Here is an 18,475-nt window from a genome sequence, read left to right on the forward strand (position 1 = left end):
TACTAATTCCTTCTCATTTCCGTGTCACCTTGACGGCGCTGACGGCACGGCCCGGCTCAGCACCCGACATCGCCTCGTCGGCGTTGGCCCGAGAGAAGGAAGAAGGTGGGCGGACATGGCCGCCACCCGCAGGATGGCCACCCACAGGATGGCCACGCGTGCCGTGGTCGCCGCGATCTGCGCCGCGTCGCTCGCCGGTTGCGCGATCGACGGCGGCAGCGGTTCCGGCGAAGGGACGCACGGTCCGCAGAAGGAAAAGGGAAAAGCAGCCCCGGCGCCCAAGAACGCGGTCCGGCTGATCGGTGACGGCTCCACCGCGTACACCGGTGCCCAGCCGCACCTGCCCCGGCCCGAACGTCTCAAGCCGGGCCAGAAGCCCCCGCAGTTCGTGGTGTTCTCGTGGGACGGCGCGGGCGAGGACAGCCAGAAGCTGTTCTCCCACTTCCGCGAAGTGGCCAAGGAGAACAACGCCACGATGACGTACTTCCTGAGCGGCGTGTACATGCTGCCGAGCGAGAAGCGGGACCTCTACAACCCGCCCCAGCATTCCCCGGGCCGCTCCGACATCGGCTTCAACGACGAGCAGGGCATCGCCGACACCGTGAAGCAACTGCGGCTGGCGTGGCAGGAGGGCAACGAGATCGGCACCCACTTCAACGGGCACTTCTGCGGTGCCGACGGCGGGGTCGGCGAGTGGTCCGTCGAGGAGTGGAAGGAGGAGATCAGCCAGGCCAAGCAGTTCGTGAAGACCTGGAAGACCAACACCGGGATGAAGAACGCGGCGCCCCTCCCCTTCGACTACGACAAGGAGCTGATCGGCGCCCGCACCCCGTGTCTGGAGGGCCAGAAGAACTTCATGAAGGCCGCGAGCGAGATGGGCTTCCGCTACGACAGCAGCGGGGTGAACAACCAGGTCTGGCCGGCGAAGAAGGAGGGCCTGTGGGACCTGTCGATGCAGCTCGTGCCGTTCCCAGGCCACTCCTACGAGCAGCTCACCATGGACTACAACTACATGGTCAACCAGTCGGGAACGGCCACCCAGGGCGACCCCGCCAAGCGCGAGTTCTGGGGCGACCAGATGCGTGAGAGCCTCCTCAAGGGCTTCGACCGGGCCTACGACGGAAACCGCGCGCCCCTGATCATCGGCAACCACTTCGAGTCCTGGAACGGCGGCACCTACATGCGCGCCGTCGAGGAGGTCGTCGAGACGGTGTGCACCAAGAAGGAGGTGCGCTGCGTCTCCTTCCGGCAGCTCGCGGACTGGCTGGACGCCCAGGACCCGAAGGTCCTGAAGAAGCTGCGCACCCTCGGCGTCGGGGAGGCTCCCAAGAAGAGCTGGGCGTCCTTCCTGTCGGCCGCGCCCGCGCCGGCGCCCAAGGGCGTGCCCGGGGCGCCGGCCGCCAAGCAGTAGCGGCCGCCCGCCCGAAGGGCGTCACGCCGGGGCGACGATCTCCTCGCCCAGCACGAAGCCGGGGTCGACCTGCGCCGCCAGGTCGGCCCCGGTGCGCTCGTTGCCCCAGCTCTGGGCGTTCTTCAGGTGGAAGTGGACCATCTGCCGCGTGTAGCGCGCCCAGTCCCGCAGCTCGTACGTCGCGTCGGCGGCCGTGTGCAGCGCGCGCAACGCCCGGACGTTGGCCTCCTCCAGGAGCTCGAACCGGGGCGGGCGGCCCTTCTCCATGGCGCGCACCCAGTCCGAGTGCCCGACGGTGACCAGCAGGTCGTCTCCGACCTGTTCACGCAGGAAGTCGAGGTCGTCCGGCCCCTGCACCTTGTTGCCGACGACTTTCAGGGTGACGCCGAAGTCGCGGGCGTACTCCTTGTACTGGCGGTAGACGGAGACGCCCTTCCGAGTCGGCTCGGCGACGAGGAACGTGATGTCGAAGCGGGTGAACATGCCGGAGGCGAACGAGTCCGAGCCGGCGGTCATGTCCACCACGACGTACTCGTCACGTCCGTCGACCAGGTGATTCAGGCACAGCTCGACCGCTCCCGTCTTGGAGTGGTAGCAGGCGACTCCCAGGTCGGCGTCCGTGAAGGGCCCGGTGACCATCAAACGGACGGCCCCGCCGTCGAGTTCCACCGGCCGGGCGCAGGCCTCGTAGACCGGGTTGTCCCCGCGCACGCGCAGCAGGCGCGAGCCCTCGCCGGGCGGGGTCGTCTTGATCATCTTCTCGGTGGAGGAGATGCGCCGGTTGGTGCCGCGCAGGTGGTCCTTGATCAACGGAAGGTGCTCGCCCAGCGCGGGCAGAGCGGCCGCTTCGGCCTCGTCGAGGCCCAGCGCGGCCCCCAGGTGCTGGTTGATGTCGGCGTCGATCGCGACGACGGGTGCGTCGGTGGTGGCGAGATGGCGGACGAACAGGGAGGACAGGGTGGTCTTGCCGCTGCCGCCCTTCCCGACGAAAGCAATTTTCATGTTCACCAAGCGTAGTGCTTCGATAGCTGTACGTGGCACACGAGCCTGGTGACGGGTGAAGAAGACCACTCATTCGTGGGGCGTGGCGCCCGGGTGCGTAGGGTCGTACTCATGAGTACGACAGGGGCGAACGCCGATCCGCTCGCGGCCCTGGGCGCACTGCCCGGCGTGCCCGAGTCCGTGGAGTCCGTACGCAAGGCCGTGGACCGCGTCTACGGCCACCGGATCATGCGGCGCCGCAGCAACGAGATCACCTCCGAGGCGGCACTGCGCGGCGCCCGGGGATCGGCGGCACTGTCCGGGGCGGACTGGGCCCTGGAGGAGGTGCGCCGGCGCAGCGACTTCAGCGGCGACGACGAGGCGCGCGCGGTGGGCGCTGCGCTGCGGCTGACCGCGGAGGCGGGGCAACTGCTCTCCATCTGGCGCCAGTCGCCGCTGCGGGTGCTGGCCCGGCTGCACCTGGTGGCGGCCGCGGACAACGCCGACCAGGTGGGACGGCCCCGACAGCCGGGCGAGCCGGTGGACGAACCCCTCGTCGAGCTGCCGCTGCCCGACGCCGAAGAGGCGCACGGCCGTCTGGACGGGCTGGCCGCGCTGGTCATGGCCGGCGGTTCGGCGCCCGCGCTGGTGACGGCCGCCGTGGTGCACGGGGAAATCCTGGCGCTGCGCCCCTTCACCTCCCACAACGGCCTGGTCGCGCGCGCGGCCGAGCGCATCGTCCTGGTCGGCAGCGGACTGGATCCCAAGTCGGTCTGCCCGGCCGAGGTGGGCCATGCCGAGCCGGGGCGCGCGGCCTACCTGGCGGCGCTCGACGGCTACGTCTCCGGAACCCCGGAAGGCATGGCCGCCTGGATCGCCCACTGCGGCAGGGCGGTCGCGCTGGGCGCCCGGGAGTCGACGGCGGTGTGCGAGGCGCTCCAGCGCGGTGCGGCGTAGGCGAGCGGGACAGAAATGCGGCGGTACGAGTGCTCGTACCGCCGCTGGCATGACCACCCGGTTACCAGGCGTCCTCGATATGTGCCCATCAGGTCGGAACTTTGCCCGTCACCTGGTGCGGCTGGCCCGTAATCGACGGGTCGACGTCGCGTGGGTGCCCGGTGTCCATGCTCGGTCCGTGGGGCCAAATGCGTTTTTAAGGTGATCCTTTCGGATGTCCTTGGTCTCGCGGGCCGTTGAGTCCTTTGTACTCCTGGGCCCGAGCAAGCGGAAGTGCTCGCCGCACTTCTTTACTTTTGCGCGCATACGACGGTGAAAGGGCCGATCAGGCCGCGGCGGACCGCCGACGGCTCGCGTACCAGACGAGCCCCGCGGTGGCCGCCGCGGCGCCTATCGCCGCGGCGGCGACGAGCGCCGGCCGCGGCGGCACGGAGAATTTCCCAAGCCGCTGCTTGAGCCGCACCGGACGGTGGAAATCGAGAATCGGCCACTCGCGCGCGAGAGCCTCCCGGCGCAGCGCCCGGTCCGGGTTGACCGCGTGGGGGCGGCCGACGGCCTCCAGCATCGGCAGGTCCGTCGCCGAGTCGCTGTAGGCGTAGCAGCGGGACAGGTCGTACCCCTCGGACCGGGCCAGCTCACGGATCGCCTCCGCCTTGGTCGGGCCGTACGCGTAGTACTCCACCTCCCCGGTGAAGCAGCCGTCGTCACCCACGATCATGCGGGTCGCCACCACCCGGTCCGCGCCCAGCAGTTCACCGATCGGCTCGACGACCTCGGCACCCGACGTGGAGACGATCACGACGTCGCGGCCCGCGGTGTGGTGCTCCTCGATCAGGGAGGCCGCCTCGTCGTAGATGATCGGGTCGATCAGGTCGTGCAGGGTCTCGGCGACGAGCTCCTTGACCAACTGGACGTTCCAGCCGCGGCACAGCGTGGAGAGGTACTCGCGCATCCGCTCCATCTGGTCGTGGTCGGCTCCGCCGGCGAGGAAGACGAACTGGGCATATGCGGTACGCAACACGGCCCTGCGGTTGATCAGCCCGCCTTGGTAGAACGACTTGCTGAACGTGAGCGTGCTCGACTTCGCAATGACCGTCTTGTCCAGGTCAAAGAAGGCCGCTGTGCGGGGCATGGAGTGGGGCAAGGAGTGGTTTTCCACAACCCTGAGCATAGGCGCAGCCCATTCGGCGTAAGCTGGGGCGCGTGGGTTTGCCTGAGAAGGCTCTCGGGTACACCATGGAAGTCACGGATCGTTCGCGACCGTGCTAACCCGGTCCGACTCCTCCCCCCCCGAGTCGGCCGTGGAGACGACCCCCGCTCTCCCCCCCGGCGGGGGTCGTCGCATGTCCGGGTGGGTTTCTTCGCACTACCCGCGATCTGGGCCCCGCGCCGTTACGGCGCGGGGCCCACATGTCGTGCTACCCACTGTCGGCTACGCAGCGTAGTCGCCGGACTGCTCTGCGGGAGTCGCACAGGGGGTGGAGCGGGACGGGGCGAGGCTCACCGGTTTGGGTGAGTCGATATTCACAACCGTCGAGTTGTCCACAGTTTTTGACCAAGATCCACATGATTTTCCGGATCGCTGCACCGTGATTCCCATGCGTTCGGGCCGCGCCCGGTTCTACGGCCGGATCTTTTGCCGGACGCGTGTTGTCGGCCGTTGATGCGGGGACCGGTTTCCGGTTCTTCACACGGCTGCGGATCGCGGGGCCGCAGGGGCTGCGCGAGAGACCAGGAGACGCCGGGCGCGACCGCGGGAGCCGCGCCGAAGGGGGAAGCAGCCATGACCGGAATCATCACGCACGACCCACCGCCCGTAGCCGGAGGGCGCCAGAGCGGTCCCTTGATCGTCACCGAGGACACGGAGCTACTCGACGACCTGCTGCGCCTGTGCGCGGCGGCCGGCGCCACGCCCGAGGTGCACCACTCGCTGCCCGTGACGCCGGTGACGCCTTCGACGTCAGCGACGCCCTCCGCATCCCCGAGGTCCGGGCGGCGCACCGGCTGGGAGGCCGCGCCACTCGTCCTCGTCGGGGACGACGCGGCGCGGCGCGTGCGCGGAGCCGTGCGGAGACGAGGCGTCGTCCTCGTGGGCCGCGACCAGGACGACTCGGGGGTCTGGCAGCGGGCCGTCGAGATCGGCGCCGACCATGTCCTGATGCTGCCCGACGGCGAGCAGTGGCTGGTCGACCGCATCGCCGACGTGGCCGAGGGCGTCGGACGTCCGGCGCTCACCGTCGGCGTCATCGGTGGCCGGGGCGGCGCCGGAGCGTCCACTCTGGCCTGCGCGCTCGCCGTCACCTCCGCACGGGAAGGGCTGCGCAGTCTGCTGGTGGACGCCGATCCGCTGGGCGGCGGCCTCGACGTCCTCCTCGGCGGAGAGACAGCCGACGGGCTGAGATGGCCGGCGTTCGCGGCCTCCCGCGGGCGGGTCGGCGGCGGCGCCCTGGAGGAGTCGCTGCCCCAGCTGCATTCGCTGCGGGTCCTCAGCTGGGACCGGGGCGACTGCGTCGCGGTGCCCCCGCAGGCCGTACGTGCGGTACTCGCGGCGGCCCGGCGCAGGGGAGGCACGGTCGTCGTCGACCTGCCGCGCCGGATCGACGACGGCGTCGCCGAGGTACTCGCGCAGCTCGACGTCGGAATCCTCGTCGTCCCCGCCGAGCTGCGCGCCGTCGCGGCGGCGGGCCGGGTGGCGGCCGCGGTCGGCATGGTCCTGCGCGACCTGCGGGTCGCGGTACGCGGGCCCTACGCCTCCGGGCTGGACGACCGTGAGGTGGCCCGGCTGCTCGGCCTCCCCCTGGCCGGCGAAGTGCCGGTCGAGTCCGGGCTCCTGCGCGCCGCCGAGAGCAAACGTCCCCCGGGCACGTCCGCCCGCGGCCCGCTGGCGCGCTTCTGCCTGGGGTTCTGGGAGCGCGCGCTGGCGGAGTCGGCGGAGCGGGGTGAGGGCGGCTGATGAGTGACGTGACGCAGGGGGTGAGCGAGGTGGGCGAGATGGGCCTGACGAGTACCGGTGAGCACGGAATGACGCCCGTGGCGTGGCGAGGTGCCGGTGCGGCCGACGCGGACGGTCTGGCCGACGTGGCCGGGGCGGTGGATGCGGGGAGCGGTGGAAGGCGGGTCGAGGTGCTGGTGTCGGTCGCGGCGGCGGAGTCGGGCGGGAGCCCTGAGACGCTCGTGAGGCCGGCCTCCGGAGGGGGCATGGCCGGCCGAGGTTCCGGGCCGACTGGTGGGGTGACCGCGCGGGTGGCCCCGAGCTGGGCTGCCCGAGCGCCTGGAGGGTCGGCTGCTGGAGGGCCTGGGGGTGGGGCTGCCGGGGCTTCCGGGGCTCCTGGGGCTGTCGGGTCTTCGGGGGTTTTCGAGGGTCCTGGGGTTTCCAGGGGGTCGGCTGGAGGGCTTGAGGAGGTTTGGGCTTCCCAGGCGTCCGGGCGAGTGGGTAGTGGAGCGTCCGAGGGGTGGGCTGCCAGGACCCCTGCGGGACCGGCCCCTGTCGGGGGCACGGGACCGGCTTCCGGGGGAGTCGCCGGTTCGGCCGGTGGGCGGCCTTCAGGGCCGGTGTCCGAACCGCCTGCCGTGTTGCCCTCCGGGCGGGTACATGCGCGGGCCGCGGGAGGGTCTGCCGGGCCGGCTGCCGGGCGGGTGCGACCGCCGGCCCCCGGGCGGTACCCCGGACCTGCTTCCGGGCGGTTGCCGGCGCGAGTCTTCGGGGAGTCCCCGGGTGCTGCTCCTGGGAGGTCATCGGCGCCAGTCTCCGGGTGGTCCCCGGGTGCTGCTCCTGGGAGGACATCGGCGGCAGTCTCCGGGTCGTCCCCGGGTGCAGCTCCTGGGAGGTCACCGGCGGCACTCTCCGGGTGGTCCCCGGGTCCTGCTTCCGGGAGGTCACCGGCGGCGGCTTCGCGGAGCGGCCCGGGGCCCGCGCCCGGGATGCTCGACGGCGTGCGGCGGTGGCTTGCCGAGAGCGGGGCGGAGCCGACGCCCGCGCGTGTGGCGCAGGCTCTGCGGGAGCAGGGGCGGGTGCTCGGGGACGCCGAGATCCTCGGTGCCGCCGAACAGCTCAGGTCGGAGCTCGTCGGCAGCGGGCCACTGGAACCGCTGCTCGCCGACCCGTCGGTGACCGACGTACTGGTGTCCGCCCCGGACCGGGTCTGGGTGGACCGGGGCGGTGGCCTGGAGCTGGCGCCGGTCTCCTTCCCCGACGCGGGGGCGGTACGGCGGCTCGCACAGCGCCTCGCCACCGTCGCCGGACGCCGACTCGACGACGCCCGGCCGTGGGTGGACGCAAGGCTGCCCGACGGCACCCGGCTGCACGCGGTACTGCCACCGGTCGCCGTCGGCTGCACCTGCCTGTCACTACGGGTCGTACGGCCGCGCGCCTTCACCCTCGACGAACTGGCGGCGGCGGGCACCGTGCCGCCCGGCGGCGACCGCGTGCTGCGCGCGCTGCTGCGGGCCCGGCTGTCCTTCCTCGTCAGCGGCGGTACGGGCAGCGGCAAGACGACGCTGCTCAGCGCCCTGCTCGGGCTGGTCGGACCGGACGAGCGCATCGTGCTTGCCGAGGACTCCGCGGAGCTGCGCCCGGACCATCCGCACGTCGTCCGTCTGGAGACCAGACCCGCCAACCAGGAGGGCGCGGGCCTGGTGACCCTGGAGGACCTGGTGCGGCAGGCGTTGCGCATGCGACCGGATCGGCTGGTCGTAGGCGAGGTGCGCGGGCCCGAAGTGGTCCATCTGCTCGCTGCGTTGAACACCGGCCACGAAGGCGGCTGCGGGACGGTGCACGCCAACGCGGCCGCCGACGTACCGGCGCGGCTGGAGGCGCTGGGCACGGCCGCCGGTCTGGATCGCGCGGCCTTGCACAGCCAGCTCGCGGCGGCCCTCTCCGTGGTCCTGCACCTGGTCCGTGACCGCGCGGGACGCCGCCGGATCGCCGAGGTGCACGTATTGGAACGGGACCCGTCGGGGCTGGTGCGGACGGTGCCGGCGCTGCGATGGGGCACGGAGGCCTTCGTGGCCGAACGCGGATGGGAGCGGCTGCGCGAGCTGTTGCGCGGCGACGGGCTCGAAGGGCGAGCCGTCGGACGGGAGACGCGGAGGTGACGGAGGTGACGGAGGTGACGGGGATGACGGGGATGGCGGGCACGGGTGAGCTGTCGACAGGTGTGGCCCTCGCCTGCCTGGGGGCGGCCGCGTGGCTTGCCGGCGGGTGGCACTCCGGCGTGCGGCGGGCGCGGCGGGTGCTTGCCGAAGGCCGGACGGACGGGACGGCCGGTATCGGGCCGCCCCCGGCCCGCCGGGTGACGGACGAGCTGCGGCGCGTCCGTGGCCGGCTGAGGGCCGAATGGTGGTCACTTGCCGCCGGGCTGGTGCTGGCACTCCTGGGCCACTCGGTACTGCCGGTCGTCGCGGGGGCGGCCGGAGTGCCGGTGCTGCGGAGGACGCGGCTGGCCGGCCGGGCGAGGCGGGCCCGGGAGCATCGACAGGACGCGGTGATCGCGCTGTGCGGGACGCTCGCCGGTGAGGTGCGGGCGGGGCGTCAGCCGGGCGAGGCGCTGTTGTGCGCCGCGCACGACTCCGGGGGGCTCGGTGACGTGCAGGCGGCGGTGCTGGCCGCGGCCCGGTTCGGCGGGGACGTCCCCGGGGCGCTCACGGTGGCGGCGGGGCAACCCGGCGCCGAGGGACTGCGGGCTCTCGCGGCGTGCTGGCGGGTCGCGGTCGACCAGGGCGCGGGACTCGCGGCCGGTCTCGACCGGCTGGAGGGCGCTCTGCGCGCCGAGCGGGACCAGCGCTCCGACCTGCGCGCCCAGTTGGCGGGTGCCCGCGCCACGGCCGTGATGCTCGCAGGCCTGCCGGCCCTCGGCCTCCTGCTCGGCGTCGCCCTCGGGTCAGACCCCTTGCACGTGCTGCTGCACACCTCGGCCGGGCTGGGCTGTCTGCTGGCCGGCGGAGTCCTGGAGGGCCTGGGCGTGTGGTGGGTGACGCGGATCGTGCGCGGAGCGGAGGCGGCGTCGTGAACGGCGACCTTGTCCACAGGCTGTGGGCAGTGGCGGGGACGCTGCTGGTCACCGGCTGGCTGGTGTGGCGCTTCGGAGCCGCGCGGCGGGAGCGGGCGGTGAGCAGACGTCTCATGGGGCTGCTGACACCGGAACAGGACCACCCCGGTCCGCGACGCGCCGAGGCGTTGGGCGCCGCCCGCAGATGGCTGCCACTGGTGGGCACTGCGGTCGCCGGCTGGGCCGTGATCGGCGGCGTCGCCGGCGGCGTGGTGGGACTGGCGGGCGCTGCCGCCCTGTGGCGCTGGAGCACCCGACGCTCGGCCGCCGGTACATCGGCGGCGGAGGCCGCCGCCGCGGAGGCCGCACGCCAACTGCCCTTGGCGGCCGATCTGCTGGCGGCCTGCATCGCGGCGGGCGCGAGCCCGGTGGCGGCCGCTCGGGCGGTCGGCGATGCCCTGGGCGGGCCGGTCGGGGACGCGCTGGGCCGCGGCGCCGCCGAGGTGCGGCTGGGCAGCGAACTGGGCGAGGCCTGGCGCGGGTTGGCCGCGCTTCGGGGCGCCGGGCCCCTGGCGCGGCTGCTGGAGCGGGCCGAGGTGTCCGGTCTGCCCGCGGCGGGCCCGGTCGCCCGACTCGCCGCCCAGGCCCGTGCCGACTGGGCACGCACCACGACGACCCGGGCCCGTCGAGCGGCCGTCATGGTCACCGCGCCGGTGGGGTTGTGCTTCCTGCCCGCGTTCATCGCGGTGGGCGTGCTGCCGGTGGTCATCGGGCTGGCCGGCGGGGTGCTGGGCCCCGGGGGAGGTGGTGGCTGACGGATCGGGGACGACGTACGGGACGCGTATCGGCGCGGAGCCGGCGAGTGAGTGGCCTACGGACGACCGGACGACTTGACCGCCGGACGGCGGACGACTGGATGACCGAACGGCCGAGTAAGCAGCCGAGTAAGCAACAGGATCGAGCCACACGGGGGTTGCGATGTATCAGGTGGTACGGGCACGGGTGCGTGCCCTGGTGTGCGGAGTACGGACGGCGCTGCTGCGGCAGGCGGTGCGGCGGGACACGGGAATGGTCACTTCCGAGTACGCGATGGGGATCGTCGCGGCGGTGGCCTTCGCCGTGATCCTCTACAAGGTCGTGACGAGCGGCGCGGTCAGCGCGGAGCTGCAGGGCATCGTGAAGCGGGCACTCAATGCGAAAATGTGAGCGAGCGGCGAGGGCTTGGGCCCGCGGTGCCCGCGGACGCCACTCGGACAGAGGATTCGTGACGGCGGAGACGGCCGTGGTGCTTCCGGTGCTGGTGGTCTTCGCGATGGCGCTGGTGTGGGGGCTGCTCGTGGTGGCCGCTCAGATCCAGTGCGTGGACGCGGCCCGGACGGGCGCCCGTGCGGCGGCGCGTCAGGATCCGGCCGACGCGGTCGTCAAGGTTGCCAGCGAGGCGGCACCACGCGGGGCGCGGGTCACCCTCAGCCGTGAGGCGGACCTGGTCCGTGTGGTCGTCGTGGCCGACCCACCGGCTCTGCACGGGCTGCCCTTCGAGGTACGGGAGGAGGCCGTGGCATCGGTCGAGCAGGAGTTGGGGGCGGAGCCGTGAGGGGCGGCGCGCCGCTCCGGCCGGCTACCGACCGGACCCCCGGTCCTGGCTCCGGTCCCGGTCGCGGACCTGGCTCAGGCTCCGGTCACAGTCCTGGCTCAGGCTCAGGCTCAGGCTCCGGTGCCGGGGTTGGCCGTCGCCGTGGCTTCGGCTCCGACCAGGGGTCGGCCACCGTGTGGAGCGTTGGCGCGATCGCCGTTCTGTGCGTGGTGTTCGGCATCGTGCTGGCCCTGGGGCAGGCGGTCGTCGCCCGGCATCGCGCGGCCGGCGGTGCCGATCTGGCGGCGCTCGCGGCGGCGGACCACTGGGCACAGGGCGGCACGGCGGCCTGCGCCGGGGCTGAGCGGGTCGCGCGGGCCCAGGGCGCGCGACTGGTCCGGTGCGTGCTCACCAGGCAGGTCTCGGACGTGAAGGCGGCCTCGGGAAGGGGGCCGTTCGCGGCGGAGGTCCGGGCGAGGGCGGGCCCGGCCACGGAGGTGCCGGCGGTTGTGGGTGTACGCCCCGTGATGCCACCTCCGCCACCTCCGCCACTTCCGCCACTTCCGCCACCTCTCCCACCTCTCTCACGTCCTCTTCCGCCTACCCCGCCTCCGCGGCTCCCCGCAGCAGCACCGTGAGCAGGCGTACCGCCCCCCGCTTGTGCAGTGGCTCGTTGCCGTTGCCGCACTTGGGGGACTGGATGCAGGACGGGCAGCCGGCGTCGCACTCGCAGGAGGCGATGGCCTCCCGGGTCGCGGTGAGCCATTCGCGGGCCGTGTGGAAGGCGCGCTCGGCGAAGCCCGCGCCGCCGGGGTGGCCGTCGTACACGAAGACCGTCGGCAGCAGCGTGTCCGGGTGCAGGGGGATCGACACGCCGCCGATGTCCCAGCGGTCGCAGGTCGCGAACAGGGGCAGCATGCCGATCGAGGCGTGTTCGGCGGCGTGCAGGGCCCCGCCGAGGATCTCCGGGTTGATCCGGGCCGCGTCCAGCTGGTCCTCGGTGACTGTCCACCACACTGCGCGCGTGCGCAGCGTCCGGGGAGGGAGGTCGAGCTTCGACTCGCCCAGGACCTCGCCGGTGATCAGGCGCCGGCGCAGGAAGGAGACCACTTGGTTGGTGACCTCGACGGAGCCGTAGCAAAGGCGCCCGTCGCCCCAGGGGACCTCGACGTCGGTCTCCAGGACCGCGATCGCCGTCGTGTCGCGAGCCACCGTCGAATAGGCGGGGGTGGCCTGCTCGACGAGCGCGACGGAGTCCTCCAGGTCGAGGGAGCGGACGAGGTAGGTGCGCCCCTGGTGGAGGTGCACGGCTCCCTCGTGGACGCTCGTGTGGGCGGCGCCGGCGTCCACCGTGCCCAGCAGCCGCCCCGTACCGGCCTCGACGACCTGGACCGGACGTCCGCCCTCCCCGCGGATGTCCGTGAGGTCGGCGGCCCGCTCACGGCGTGTCCAGTGCCAGGCCCGGGTCCGCCGGCGCAGCAGCTTCGCCGCCTCCAGCTGGGGCAGCAGCTCCTCGCAAGCGGGACCGAAGAGCTTCAGATCCTCCTCGGTCAGGGGCAGCTCGGCCGCCGCCGCGCACAGGTGCGGGGCGAGGACGTACGGGTTGTCGGGGTCCAGGACCGTGGATTCGACGGGCTGGTCGAACAGCGCCTCCGGGTGGTGGACGAGGAAGGTGTCCAGCGGGTCGTCCCGGGCGACCAGTACGGCCAGGGCGCCCTGCCCGGCGCGGCCCGCCCGGCCCGCCTGCTGCCACAGGGACGCCCGGGTGCCCGGATACCCGGCGATCACGACGGCGTCCAGGCCGGAGATGTCGAGGCCGAGTTCCAGGGCGTTGGTCGCGGCGAGGCCGAGGAGATCACCCGAGTGCAGGGCGCGTTCCAGGGCGCGGCGCTCCTCGGGGAGGTAGCCGCCGCGGTACGCCGCCACGCGCCGGACCAGCGAGCGGTCGACCTCGGCCAGCCGTTCCTGGGCGATCACCGAGATCAGCTCCGCGCCACGCCGGGAGCGGACGAAGGTGATCGAACGCATGCCCTGCACGGTGAGGTCGGTGAGCAGGTCGGCCGCCTCTGCGGTGGCCGTACGGCGGACCGGTGCGCCCTTCTCGCCCTCCAGTTCGGTCAGGGGCGGCTCCCACAGGGCGAACACCAGTTCACCGCGCGGTGACGCGTCGTCGGCGACCTCGACCACCGGCAGCCCGGTCAGCCTGCGGGCCGCCACCGAGGGCTCGGCGGCGGTGGCGGAGGCGAGCAGAAACACGGGCGACGCGCCGTAGCGCGCACACAGTCTGCGCAGTCTGCGCAGCACCTGGGCGACGTGGGAGCCGAAGACGCCGCGGTAGGTGTGGCATTCGTCGATGACGACGTACTTCAGCGACTTCAGGAAGGAGGACCAGCGGGGGTGGGAGGGCAGGATGCCGCGGTGCAGCATGTCCGGGTTGGTCAGGACGTAGGTGCCGTACTGGCGGATCCACTCGCGTTCCTCGAACGGCGTGTCGCCGTCGTACACCGCGGCTCGCACGGAGGTGCCGAGAGGTTGTGAAAGTTCCTTCACGGAACGGCACTGGTCGGCGGCCAGCGCTTTGGTCGGAGCGAGGTAGAGGGCGGTGGCGCCACGCCCGTTCGGGGCCTCGGAGCCGTCCAGGAGCGTCGACAGCACGGGCACCAGGTAGGCCAGGGACTTGCCGGACGCGGTGCCCGTGGCGACGACCACCGAGTCGCCGTCCAGGGCGTGCTCGGCCGCGCGTGCCTGGTGGGCCCACGGGTGTTCGATGCCCGCGGCCTGCACCGCGGCGACGACCTCCGGCCGAATCCGGTCCGGCCAGACGGCATGACGGCCCGCACGCGGGGGCAAGTGCTCCGTATGAGTGATGCGCGCAGCCCGGCTCGGCCCCGCGGCGAGCCGGTCCAGGAGCATGCCCGGTTCCGGCCGGGAGCCGGGCTCCGCCGGGGGTTGATCGGGTCGGTGATTCTTGGCCATCGGCACCGAGTCTGTCACTGGCGTGACGGACAATGGGACCAAGGCGTCGTGCACGCCTGCCGGTAAGTGATTGAATGCCATCGCGGCTGGCGAACCGTCCTGGGGGCTTCAAGCCGAGGTGTCCCGAAGGGCGACCGCTCGATAGCAAGGTGCTGGAGGATCCGTGGACCTGTCCCTGTCGACCCGTACCGTCGGCGATCGTACGGTCGTCGAGGTCGGTGGCGAAATTGACGTATACACCGCGCCCAAGCTGCGTGAGCAGCTGGTCGAGCTCGTGAACGACGGGAGTTTCCACCTCGTCGTCGACATGGAGGGCGTGGACTTCCTCGACTCCACAGGGCTCGGCGTACTGGTCGGCGGACTGAAGCGGGTGCGTGCCCATGAGGGCTCGCTGCGCCTGGTCTGCAACCAGGAGCGCATTCTCAAGATCTTCCGTATCACCGGCCTCACCAAGGTGTTCCCCATTCACACCTCGGTCGAGGAAGCGGTGGCGGCCACCGACTGACGACCGGTTCCGGGCCCCTGGGGCCCGGGACAGCAAGAGAACGAGGGGGGTCCGGGCTGTCGGCGGCCCGGACCCTCGAAAGCACGCCCGCAGTTCCGAGGGGGATGCATGGCCACCGTCGAACTCCGCTTCAGCGCGCTGCCCGAGCATGTCCGCACCGCCCGTCTGGTGGCGGCTGCGGTGGCACGCAGGGCCGGAGTGGACGAGGCCGTCCTCGACGAGGTCAGGCTCGCCGTCGGCGAGGCCTGCACTCGGGCTGTGGGTCTTCATCAGCACGTCGGCATCACGGCGCCGGTCAAGGTGTCGCTGATCGAGGAGGAGAAGCAGTTCTCCATCGAGGTCGGTGACGAGGCGCCGCACGCGGTCCCCGGGGTCAAGACCTCGGGCGACGGCGCCGACGATCTGGAGGCCGAGGAGGACGAGATGGGCCTCGCGGTCATCAGTGGACTCGTCGACGACGTGGAGGTCACGGCCGGTGAGGGCGGCGGACTGATCCGCATGACCTGGCCGACCGCTCCGGCGGTGCTGCCGCCGGTCTGACATTCCCCGTGTCACCCAGAGGGCCCCACCTGGTGGGGCCCTCTGGCATGTGCGGACATACATTGGTCTCGTGCGGGCGCCAAGTGAATTCCTTCACGATCAGTCGCACGGGAAATCGATCATAAACAGGATCAGCAAAAGGATCACGAAAAGGATCACGCATTAATGCCGGAAGGGCATTACTACTTCCGGCGCCCTTGCGGTTGACAGGTCAATTCCTTTTGTCGTGCACTGTTTTGATCAGCTTCCGGTACCTACAATCCCGTCCACATCTTGAGCTCAGCCCAAGCGTCAAGGAGGACGAATGGCGGAGCTTTCCACCCCTCATCAGTTGGGCGACCCCTCGACCATCGCAGCCGCCGTGCTGACCGACTCGAACCGTGCCCTGGTCGCGGTCATCGCGGTCGTCGCGCTGGCCGCGCTGGTGCTCGCGGGAGTCCTGGTACGCCAGGTGCTCGCGGCGGGCGAGGGAACCGACAGCATGAAGAAGATCGCGGCGGCCGTCCAGGAAGGCGCGAACGCGTACCTGGCCCGGCAGTTGCGCACGCTTGGCGTATTCGCCGTCGTCGTGTTCTTCCTGCTCATGCTGCTGCCCGCGGACGACTGGAATCAACGTGCCGGACGTTCGATCTTCTTCCTGATCGGCGCGGCGTTCTCGGCGGCCACCGGCTATATCGGTATGTGGCTCGCCGTGCGCAGCAATGTGCGCGTCGCCGCGGCGGCGCGGGAAGCGACACCGGCCCCCGGCGAACCGGAAAAGGATCTCACTCTCGTCTCGCACAAAGCGACGAAGATCGCGTTTCGAACGGGCGGCGTGGTCGGCATGTTCACGGTGGGGCTCGGCCTGCTGGGCGCCTGCTGCGTGGTGCTGGTCTACGCGGCCGACGCGCCGAAGGTCCTGGAGGGCTTCGGCCTCGGTGCCGCGCTGATCGCGATGTTCATGCGGGTCGGCGGCGGCATCTTCACCAAGGCCGCCGACGTCGGCGCCGACCTGGTCGGCAAGGTCGAACAGGGCATTCCGGAGGACGACCCGCGCAATGCCGCGACCATCGCCGACAACGTGGGCGACAACGTCGGCGACTGCGCGGGCATGGCCGCGGACCTCTTCGAGTCGTACGCCGTCACCCTGGTGGCCGCGCTGATCCTCGGCAAGGTGGCCTTCGGCGACGCGGGACTGGCGTTCCCCCTGCTCGTCCCGGCCATCGGCGTGCTCACCGCCATGATCGGCATCTTCGCGGTGGCACCGAGGCGGTCCGACCGCAGCGGCATGAGCGCGATCAACCGGGGATTCTTCATCTCCGCCGTGATCTCGCTGGTGCTGGTGGCGGTGGCCGTCTTCGTCTACCTGCCCGGGAAGTACTCGGAGCTGGACGGCGTCACCGACGCGGCGATCGCCGGCCGGGACGGCGACCCGCGCGTCCTCGCGCTCGTCGCGGTGGCGATCGGCATCGTGCTCGCCGCCCTGATCCAGCAGCTCACCGGTTACTTCACCGAGACCACCCGGCGCCCCGTCAAGGATGTCGGCAAGAGCTCGCTCACGGGTCCCGCCACCGTCGTCCTCGCCGGTGTCTCCCTCGGTCTCGAATCCGCCGTCTACACCGCCCTGTTGATCGGCCTCGGCGTCTACGGGGCCTTCCTGCTCGGCGGTACGTCGATCATGCTGGCCCTGTTCGCGGTGGCGCTGGCCGGCACCGGCCTGCTCACCACGGTCGGCGTCATCGTCGCGATGGACACCTTCGGCCCGGTCTCCGACAACGCGCAGGGCATCGCCGAGATGTCCGGCGACGTCGAGGGCGCCGGCGCCCAGGTGCTCACCGACCTGGACGCGGTCGGCAACACCACCAAGGCCATCACCAAGGGCATCGCCATCGCCACCGCAGTCCTCGCGGCGGCGGCCCTGTTCGGGTCGTACCGCGACGCCATCACCACCGGCGCGGCGGACGTGGGCGAGAAACTCAGCGGCGAGGGAGCGCCGATGAGCCTGATGATGGACATCTCGCAGCCCAACAACCTGGTCGGGCTCATCGCGGGCGCGGCGGTCGTCTTCCTCTTCTCGGGGCTGGCGATCAACGCGGTGTCGCGGTCGGCGGGCGCGGTGGTCTACGAGGTGCGACGGCAGTTCCGGGAGCGTCCCGGAATCATGGACTACACCGAGAAACCGGAGTACGGCAAGGTCGTCGACATCTGCACCAGGGACGCCCTGCGGGAACTCGCCACGCCCGGGCTGCTCGCCGTGCTGGCACCCATCTTCATCGGGTTCACGCTCGGCGTGGGCGCGCTCGGCGCGTTCCTGGCGGGCGCGATCGGCGCGGGCACGCTGATGGCGGTGTTCCTCGCCAACTCCGGTGGCGCCTGGGACAACGCCAAGAAACTCGTCGAGGACGGCCACCACGGTGGCAAGGGCAGCGAGGCCCACGAGGCCACCGTCATCGGCGACACGGTCGGCGACCCCTTCAAGGACACCGCCGGACCGGCGATCAACCCGCTGCTGAAGGTTATGAACCTGGTGGCGCTGCTCATCGCGCCGGCGGTCATCAAGTTCTCCTACGGCCCCGACAAGAGCATCGGCGTACGGGTGCTGATCGCCGTCGTCGCGTTCGTCGTCATCGCGGCGGCGGTCTACGTGTCCAAGCGGCGCGGGATCGCCATGGGTGACGAAGACAACTCCGACCAGGAGCCCAAGTCGGCCGATCCGGCGGTGGTTTCGTAGCTCCCACCGCACTGCCTCACGCGAGGCGCAGCTCAAAGGACGGGCGGACGGCGCGTGTTGACGCGTCGTCCGCCCGTTTCGCGCGTACAGGCGCCCCTCACCGTGAGCCTTCTCTCTCTTGGTGCAAATGGCTTCAATACGGTCTTAACGGATGTTCGTCCGGCGGATGTCCCCCATCCGGCGTGTATGTTCCGGGGCCGAGAGCCATGGAAGGGGCCAATCCGGTGAACAAGAAGCTCGCGGCCGTACTGTCCGGCGGTGCGGTACTGGCACTGGCGCTGACGGGATGCGGCGGCAGCGACGACAACGAGAAGCTGGACGCCTGGGCGAAGCAGGTCTGCGAAGGGGTGCAGCCGCAGGCCAAGAAGATCGAGGCGGCCAACTCGGCGATCCAGAAGGAGACCTCGGACAACAGCACGCCGGCGGAGGTCCAGAAGACCGACGCCAAGGCCTTCCAGGACATGTCCGACGCCTACAAGGCGATGGGTACCACCGTGCAGAAGGCCGGTGCTCCCGATGTCGACGACGGCGAGAAGAAGCAGAAGGACGCCGTCACCGAGCTGAACGGCCTCTCCGCGTCGTACGCCTCCCTGCGCAAGCAGGTGGAGGAACTCGACACCAAGGACCAGGCGAAGTTCGCCGACGGCCTCAAGGACATCGCCACCGAGCTGAACAAACTCAGCAAGAGCGGCAGCAACGCGCTCAAGACCCTGGAGGAGGGCGACGTCGGCAAGGCGATGGCCGAGCAGCCCAGCTGCAAGGCGGCCACCCCGTCGGCGTCGACGGCCAAGAGCTGACGGCTGGGTCCAAGAACTGACGGCTACGGCCGAGAGCT

General features: G+C 71.5%; 16 protein-coding genes. 13 read left to right on the top strand and 3 right to left on the bottom strand.

Annotated features, from left to right (window positions below; genetic code table 11):
- The first annotated feature begins 115 nt into the window (after nt 1-115).
- Entirely contained in the window at nt 116-1,411 is a 1,296-nt protein-coding gene (locus ACGH7X_RS21125) for a hypothetical protein (RefSeq protein WP_399886960.1), read from the top strand.
- Between the two features lie 21 nt (nt 1,412-1,432).
- On the opposite strand, the gene ACGH7X_RS21130 is transcribed toward ACGH7X_RS21125, so the two are convergent.
- Complete coding sequence (locus ACGH7X_RS21130) at nt 1,433-2,413, bottom strand: ATP-binding protein (RefSeq protein ID WP_399886961.1); 981 nt, start codon at nt 2,411-2,413, stop codon at nt 1,433-1,435.
- 111 nt (nt 2,414-2,524) lie between these two features.
- On the opposite strand from ACGH7X_RS21130, the gene ACGH7X_RS21135 reads away from it, so the two are divergent.
- Nucleotides 2,525-3,349 (top strand): oxidoreductase, encoded by an 825-nt coding sequence (locus ACGH7X_RS21135; RefSeq protein ID WP_399886962.1) that lies wholly within the window; start codon nt 2,525-2,527, stop codon nt 3,347-3,349.
- A gap of 325 nt (nt 3,350-3,674) precedes the next feature.
- Here ACGH7X_RS21135 and ACGH7X_RS21140 read toward each other — a convergent pair whose 3' ends face one another.
- A complete protein-coding gene (locus tag ACGH7X_RS21140) occupies nt 3,675-4,520 on the bottom strand; it encodes an HAD family hydrolase (RefSeq protein ID WP_399886963.1) in 846 nt (281 codons plus the stop codon).
- 612 nt (nt 4,521-5,132) lie between these two features.
- Between ACGH7X_RS21140 and ssd the strand changes: the two genes are divergently transcribed.
- The 7 genes from ssd to ACGH7X_RS21175 all read left to right on the top strand — a co-directional run bounded on the left by ssd (nt 5,133) and on the right by ACGH7X_RS21175 (nt 11,547).
- Nucleotides 5,133-6,302 (top strand): septum site-determining protein Ssd, encoded by a 1,170-nt coding sequence (gene ssd / locus ACGH7X_RS21145; protein ID WP_399886964.1) that lies wholly within the window; start codon nt 5,133-5,135, stop codon nt 6,300-6,302.
- 968 nt (nt 6,303-7,270) lie between these two features.
- Complete coding sequence (locus ACGH7X_RS21150; protein WP_399886965.1) at nt 7,271-8,443, top strand: TadA family conjugal transfer-associated ATPase; 1,173 nt, start codon at nt 7,271-7,273, stop codon at nt 8,441-8,443.
- Between the two features lie 32 nt (nt 8,444-8,475).
- Nucleotides 8,476-9,357, top strand: a complete 882-nt coding sequence (locus tag ACGH7X_RS21155) for a type II secretion system F family protein (protein WP_399897208.1) — start codon at nt 8,476-8,478, stop codon at nt 9,355-9,357.
- A complete protein-coding gene (locus tag ACGH7X_RS21160) occupies nt 9,354-10,151 on the top strand; it encodes a type II secretion system F family protein (protein WP_399886966.1) in 798 nt (265 codons plus the stop codon). The genes ACGH7X_RS21155 and ACGH7X_RS21160 overlap by 4 nt, the downstream gene beginning before the upstream one ends.
- A gap of 163 nt (nt 10,152-10,314) precedes the next feature.
- Nucleotides 10,315-10,542 carry a DUF4244 domain-containing protein gene (locus tag ACGH7X_RS21165; protein WP_399886967.1) on the top strand — a complete coding sequence of 76 codons (228 nt, stop codon included), beginning with the start codon at nt 10,315-10,317 and terminating at the stop codon, nt 10,540-10,542.
- A complete protein-coding gene (locus ACGH7X_RS21170) occupies nt 10,529-10,930 on the top strand; it encodes a TadE family type IV pilus minor pilin (RefSeq protein ID WP_399886968.1) in 402 nt (133 codons plus the stop codon). Before ACGH7X_RS21165 ends, ACGH7X_RS21170 begins: the two co-directional genes overlap by 14 nt.
- Nucleotides 10,927-11,547: an Rv3654c family TadE-like protein gene (locus ACGH7X_RS21175; protein ID WP_399886969.1), complete on the top strand. Its 621-nt coding sequence runs from the start codon at nt 10,927-10,929 to the stop codon at nt 11,545-11,547. The genes ACGH7X_RS21170 and ACGH7X_RS21175 overlap by 4 nt, the downstream gene beginning before the upstream one ends.
- Here the strand turns inward: ACGH7X_RS21175 and ACGH7X_RS21180 are convergent.
- Nucleotides 11,510-13,966, bottom strand: a complete 2,457-nt coding sequence (locus ACGH7X_RS21180; RefSeq protein ID WP_399886970.1) for a DEAD/DEAH box helicase — start codon at nt 13,964-13,966, stop codon at nt 11,510-11,512. The genes ACGH7X_RS21175 and ACGH7X_RS21180 overlap by 38 nt on opposite strands.
- Before the next feature lie 82 nt (nt 13,967-14,048).
- On the opposite strand from ACGH7X_RS21180, the gene bldG reads away from it, so the two are divergent.
- From bldG to ACGH7X_RS21200, 4 genes are all read left to right on the top strand, one after another.
- Nucleotides 14,049-14,390 carry an anti-sigma factor antagonist BldG gene (bldG, locus tag ACGH7X_RS21185; RefSeq protein ID WP_003975386.1) on the top strand — a complete coding sequence of 114 codons (342 nt, stop codon included), beginning with the start codon at nt 14,049-14,051 and terminating at the stop codon, nt 14,388-14,390.
- A gap of 108 nt (nt 14,391-14,498) precedes the next feature.
- A complete protein-coding gene (locus ACGH7X_RS21190) occupies nt 14,499-14,930 on the top strand; it encodes an ATP-binding protein (protein ID WP_399886971.1) in 432 nt (143 codons plus the stop codon).
- 304 nt (nt 14,931-15,234) lie between these two features.
- Complete coding sequence (locus tag ACGH7X_RS21195; protein ID WP_399886972.1) at nt 15,235-17,640, top strand: sodium-translocating pyrophosphatase; 2,406 nt, start codon at nt 15,235-15,237, stop codon at nt 17,638-17,640.
- A 206-nt stretch (nt 17,641-17,846) separates the two neighbouring features.
- Complete coding sequence (locus ACGH7X_RS21200) at nt 17,847-18,437, top strand: small secreted protein (protein WP_399886973.1); 591 nt, start codon at nt 17,847-17,849, stop codon at nt 18,435-18,437.
- The last annotated feature ends 38 nt before the right edge of the window (nt 18,438-18,475 follow it).

Origin of the sequence: Streptomyces sp. BBFR51, assembly GCF_044591655.1 — a bacterium.
Lineage (GTDB): Bacteria > Actinomycetota > Actinomycetes > Streptomycetales > Streptomycetaceae > Streptomyces.

Bases quoted from the DNA above. Each gene is read 5' to 3' on its own strand.
- ACGH7X_RS21195 (WP_399886972.1), top strand. From the start codon at position 15,235: ATGGCGGAGCTTTCCACCCCTCATCAGTTGGGCGACCCCTCGACCATC.
- ACGH7X_RS21155 (WP_399897208.1), top strand. From the start codon at position 8,476: ATGGCGGGCACGGGTGAGCTGTCGACAGGTGTGGCCCTCGCCTGCCTG.
- ACGH7X_RS21190 (WP_399886971.1), top strand. From the start codon at position 14,499: ATGGCCACCGTCGAACTCCGCTTCAGCGCGCTGCCCGAGCATGTCCGC.
- ACGH7X_RS21140 (WP_399886963.1), bottom strand. From the start codon at position 4,520: ATGCTCAGGGTTGTGGAAAACCACTCCTTGCCCCACTCCATGCCCCGC.
- ACGH7X_RS21170 (WP_399886968.1), top strand. From the start codon at position 10,529: ATGCGAAAATGTGAGCGAGCGGCGAGGGCTTGGGCCCGCGGTGCCCGC.
- ACGH7X_RS21130 (WP_399886961.1), bottom strand. From the start codon at position 2,413: ATGAAAATTGCTTTCGTCGGGAAGGGCGGCAGCGGCAAGACCACCCTG.
- ACGH7X_RS21180 (WP_399886970.1), bottom strand. From the start codon at position 13,966: ATGGCATTCAATCACTTACCGGCAGGCGTGCACGACGCCTTGGTCCCA.
- ssd (WP_399886964.1), top strand. From the start codon at position 5,133: ATGACCGGAATCATCACGCACGACCCACCGCCCGTAGCCGGAGGGCGC.
- ACGH7X_RS21150 (WP_399886965.1), top strand. From the start codon at position 7,271: ATGCTCGACGGCGTGCGGCGGTGGCTTGCCGAGAGCGGGGCGGAGCCG.
- ACGH7X_RS21125 (WP_399886960.1), top strand. From the start codon at position 116: ATGGCCGCCACCCGCAGGATGGCCACCCACAGGATGGCCACGCGTGCC.
- ACGH7X_RS21135 (WP_399886962.1), top strand. From the start codon at position 2,525: ATGAGTACGACAGGGGCGAACGCCGATCCGCTCGCGGCCCTGGGCGCA.
- ACGH7X_RS21200 (WP_399886973.1), top strand. From the start codon at position 17,847: ATGGAAGGGGCCAATCCGGTGAACAAGAAGCTCGCGGCCGTACTGTCC.
- ACGH7X_RS21165 (WP_399886967.1), top strand. From the start codon at position 10,315: ATGTATCAGGTGGTACGGGCACGGGTGCGTGCCCTGGTGTGCGGAGTA.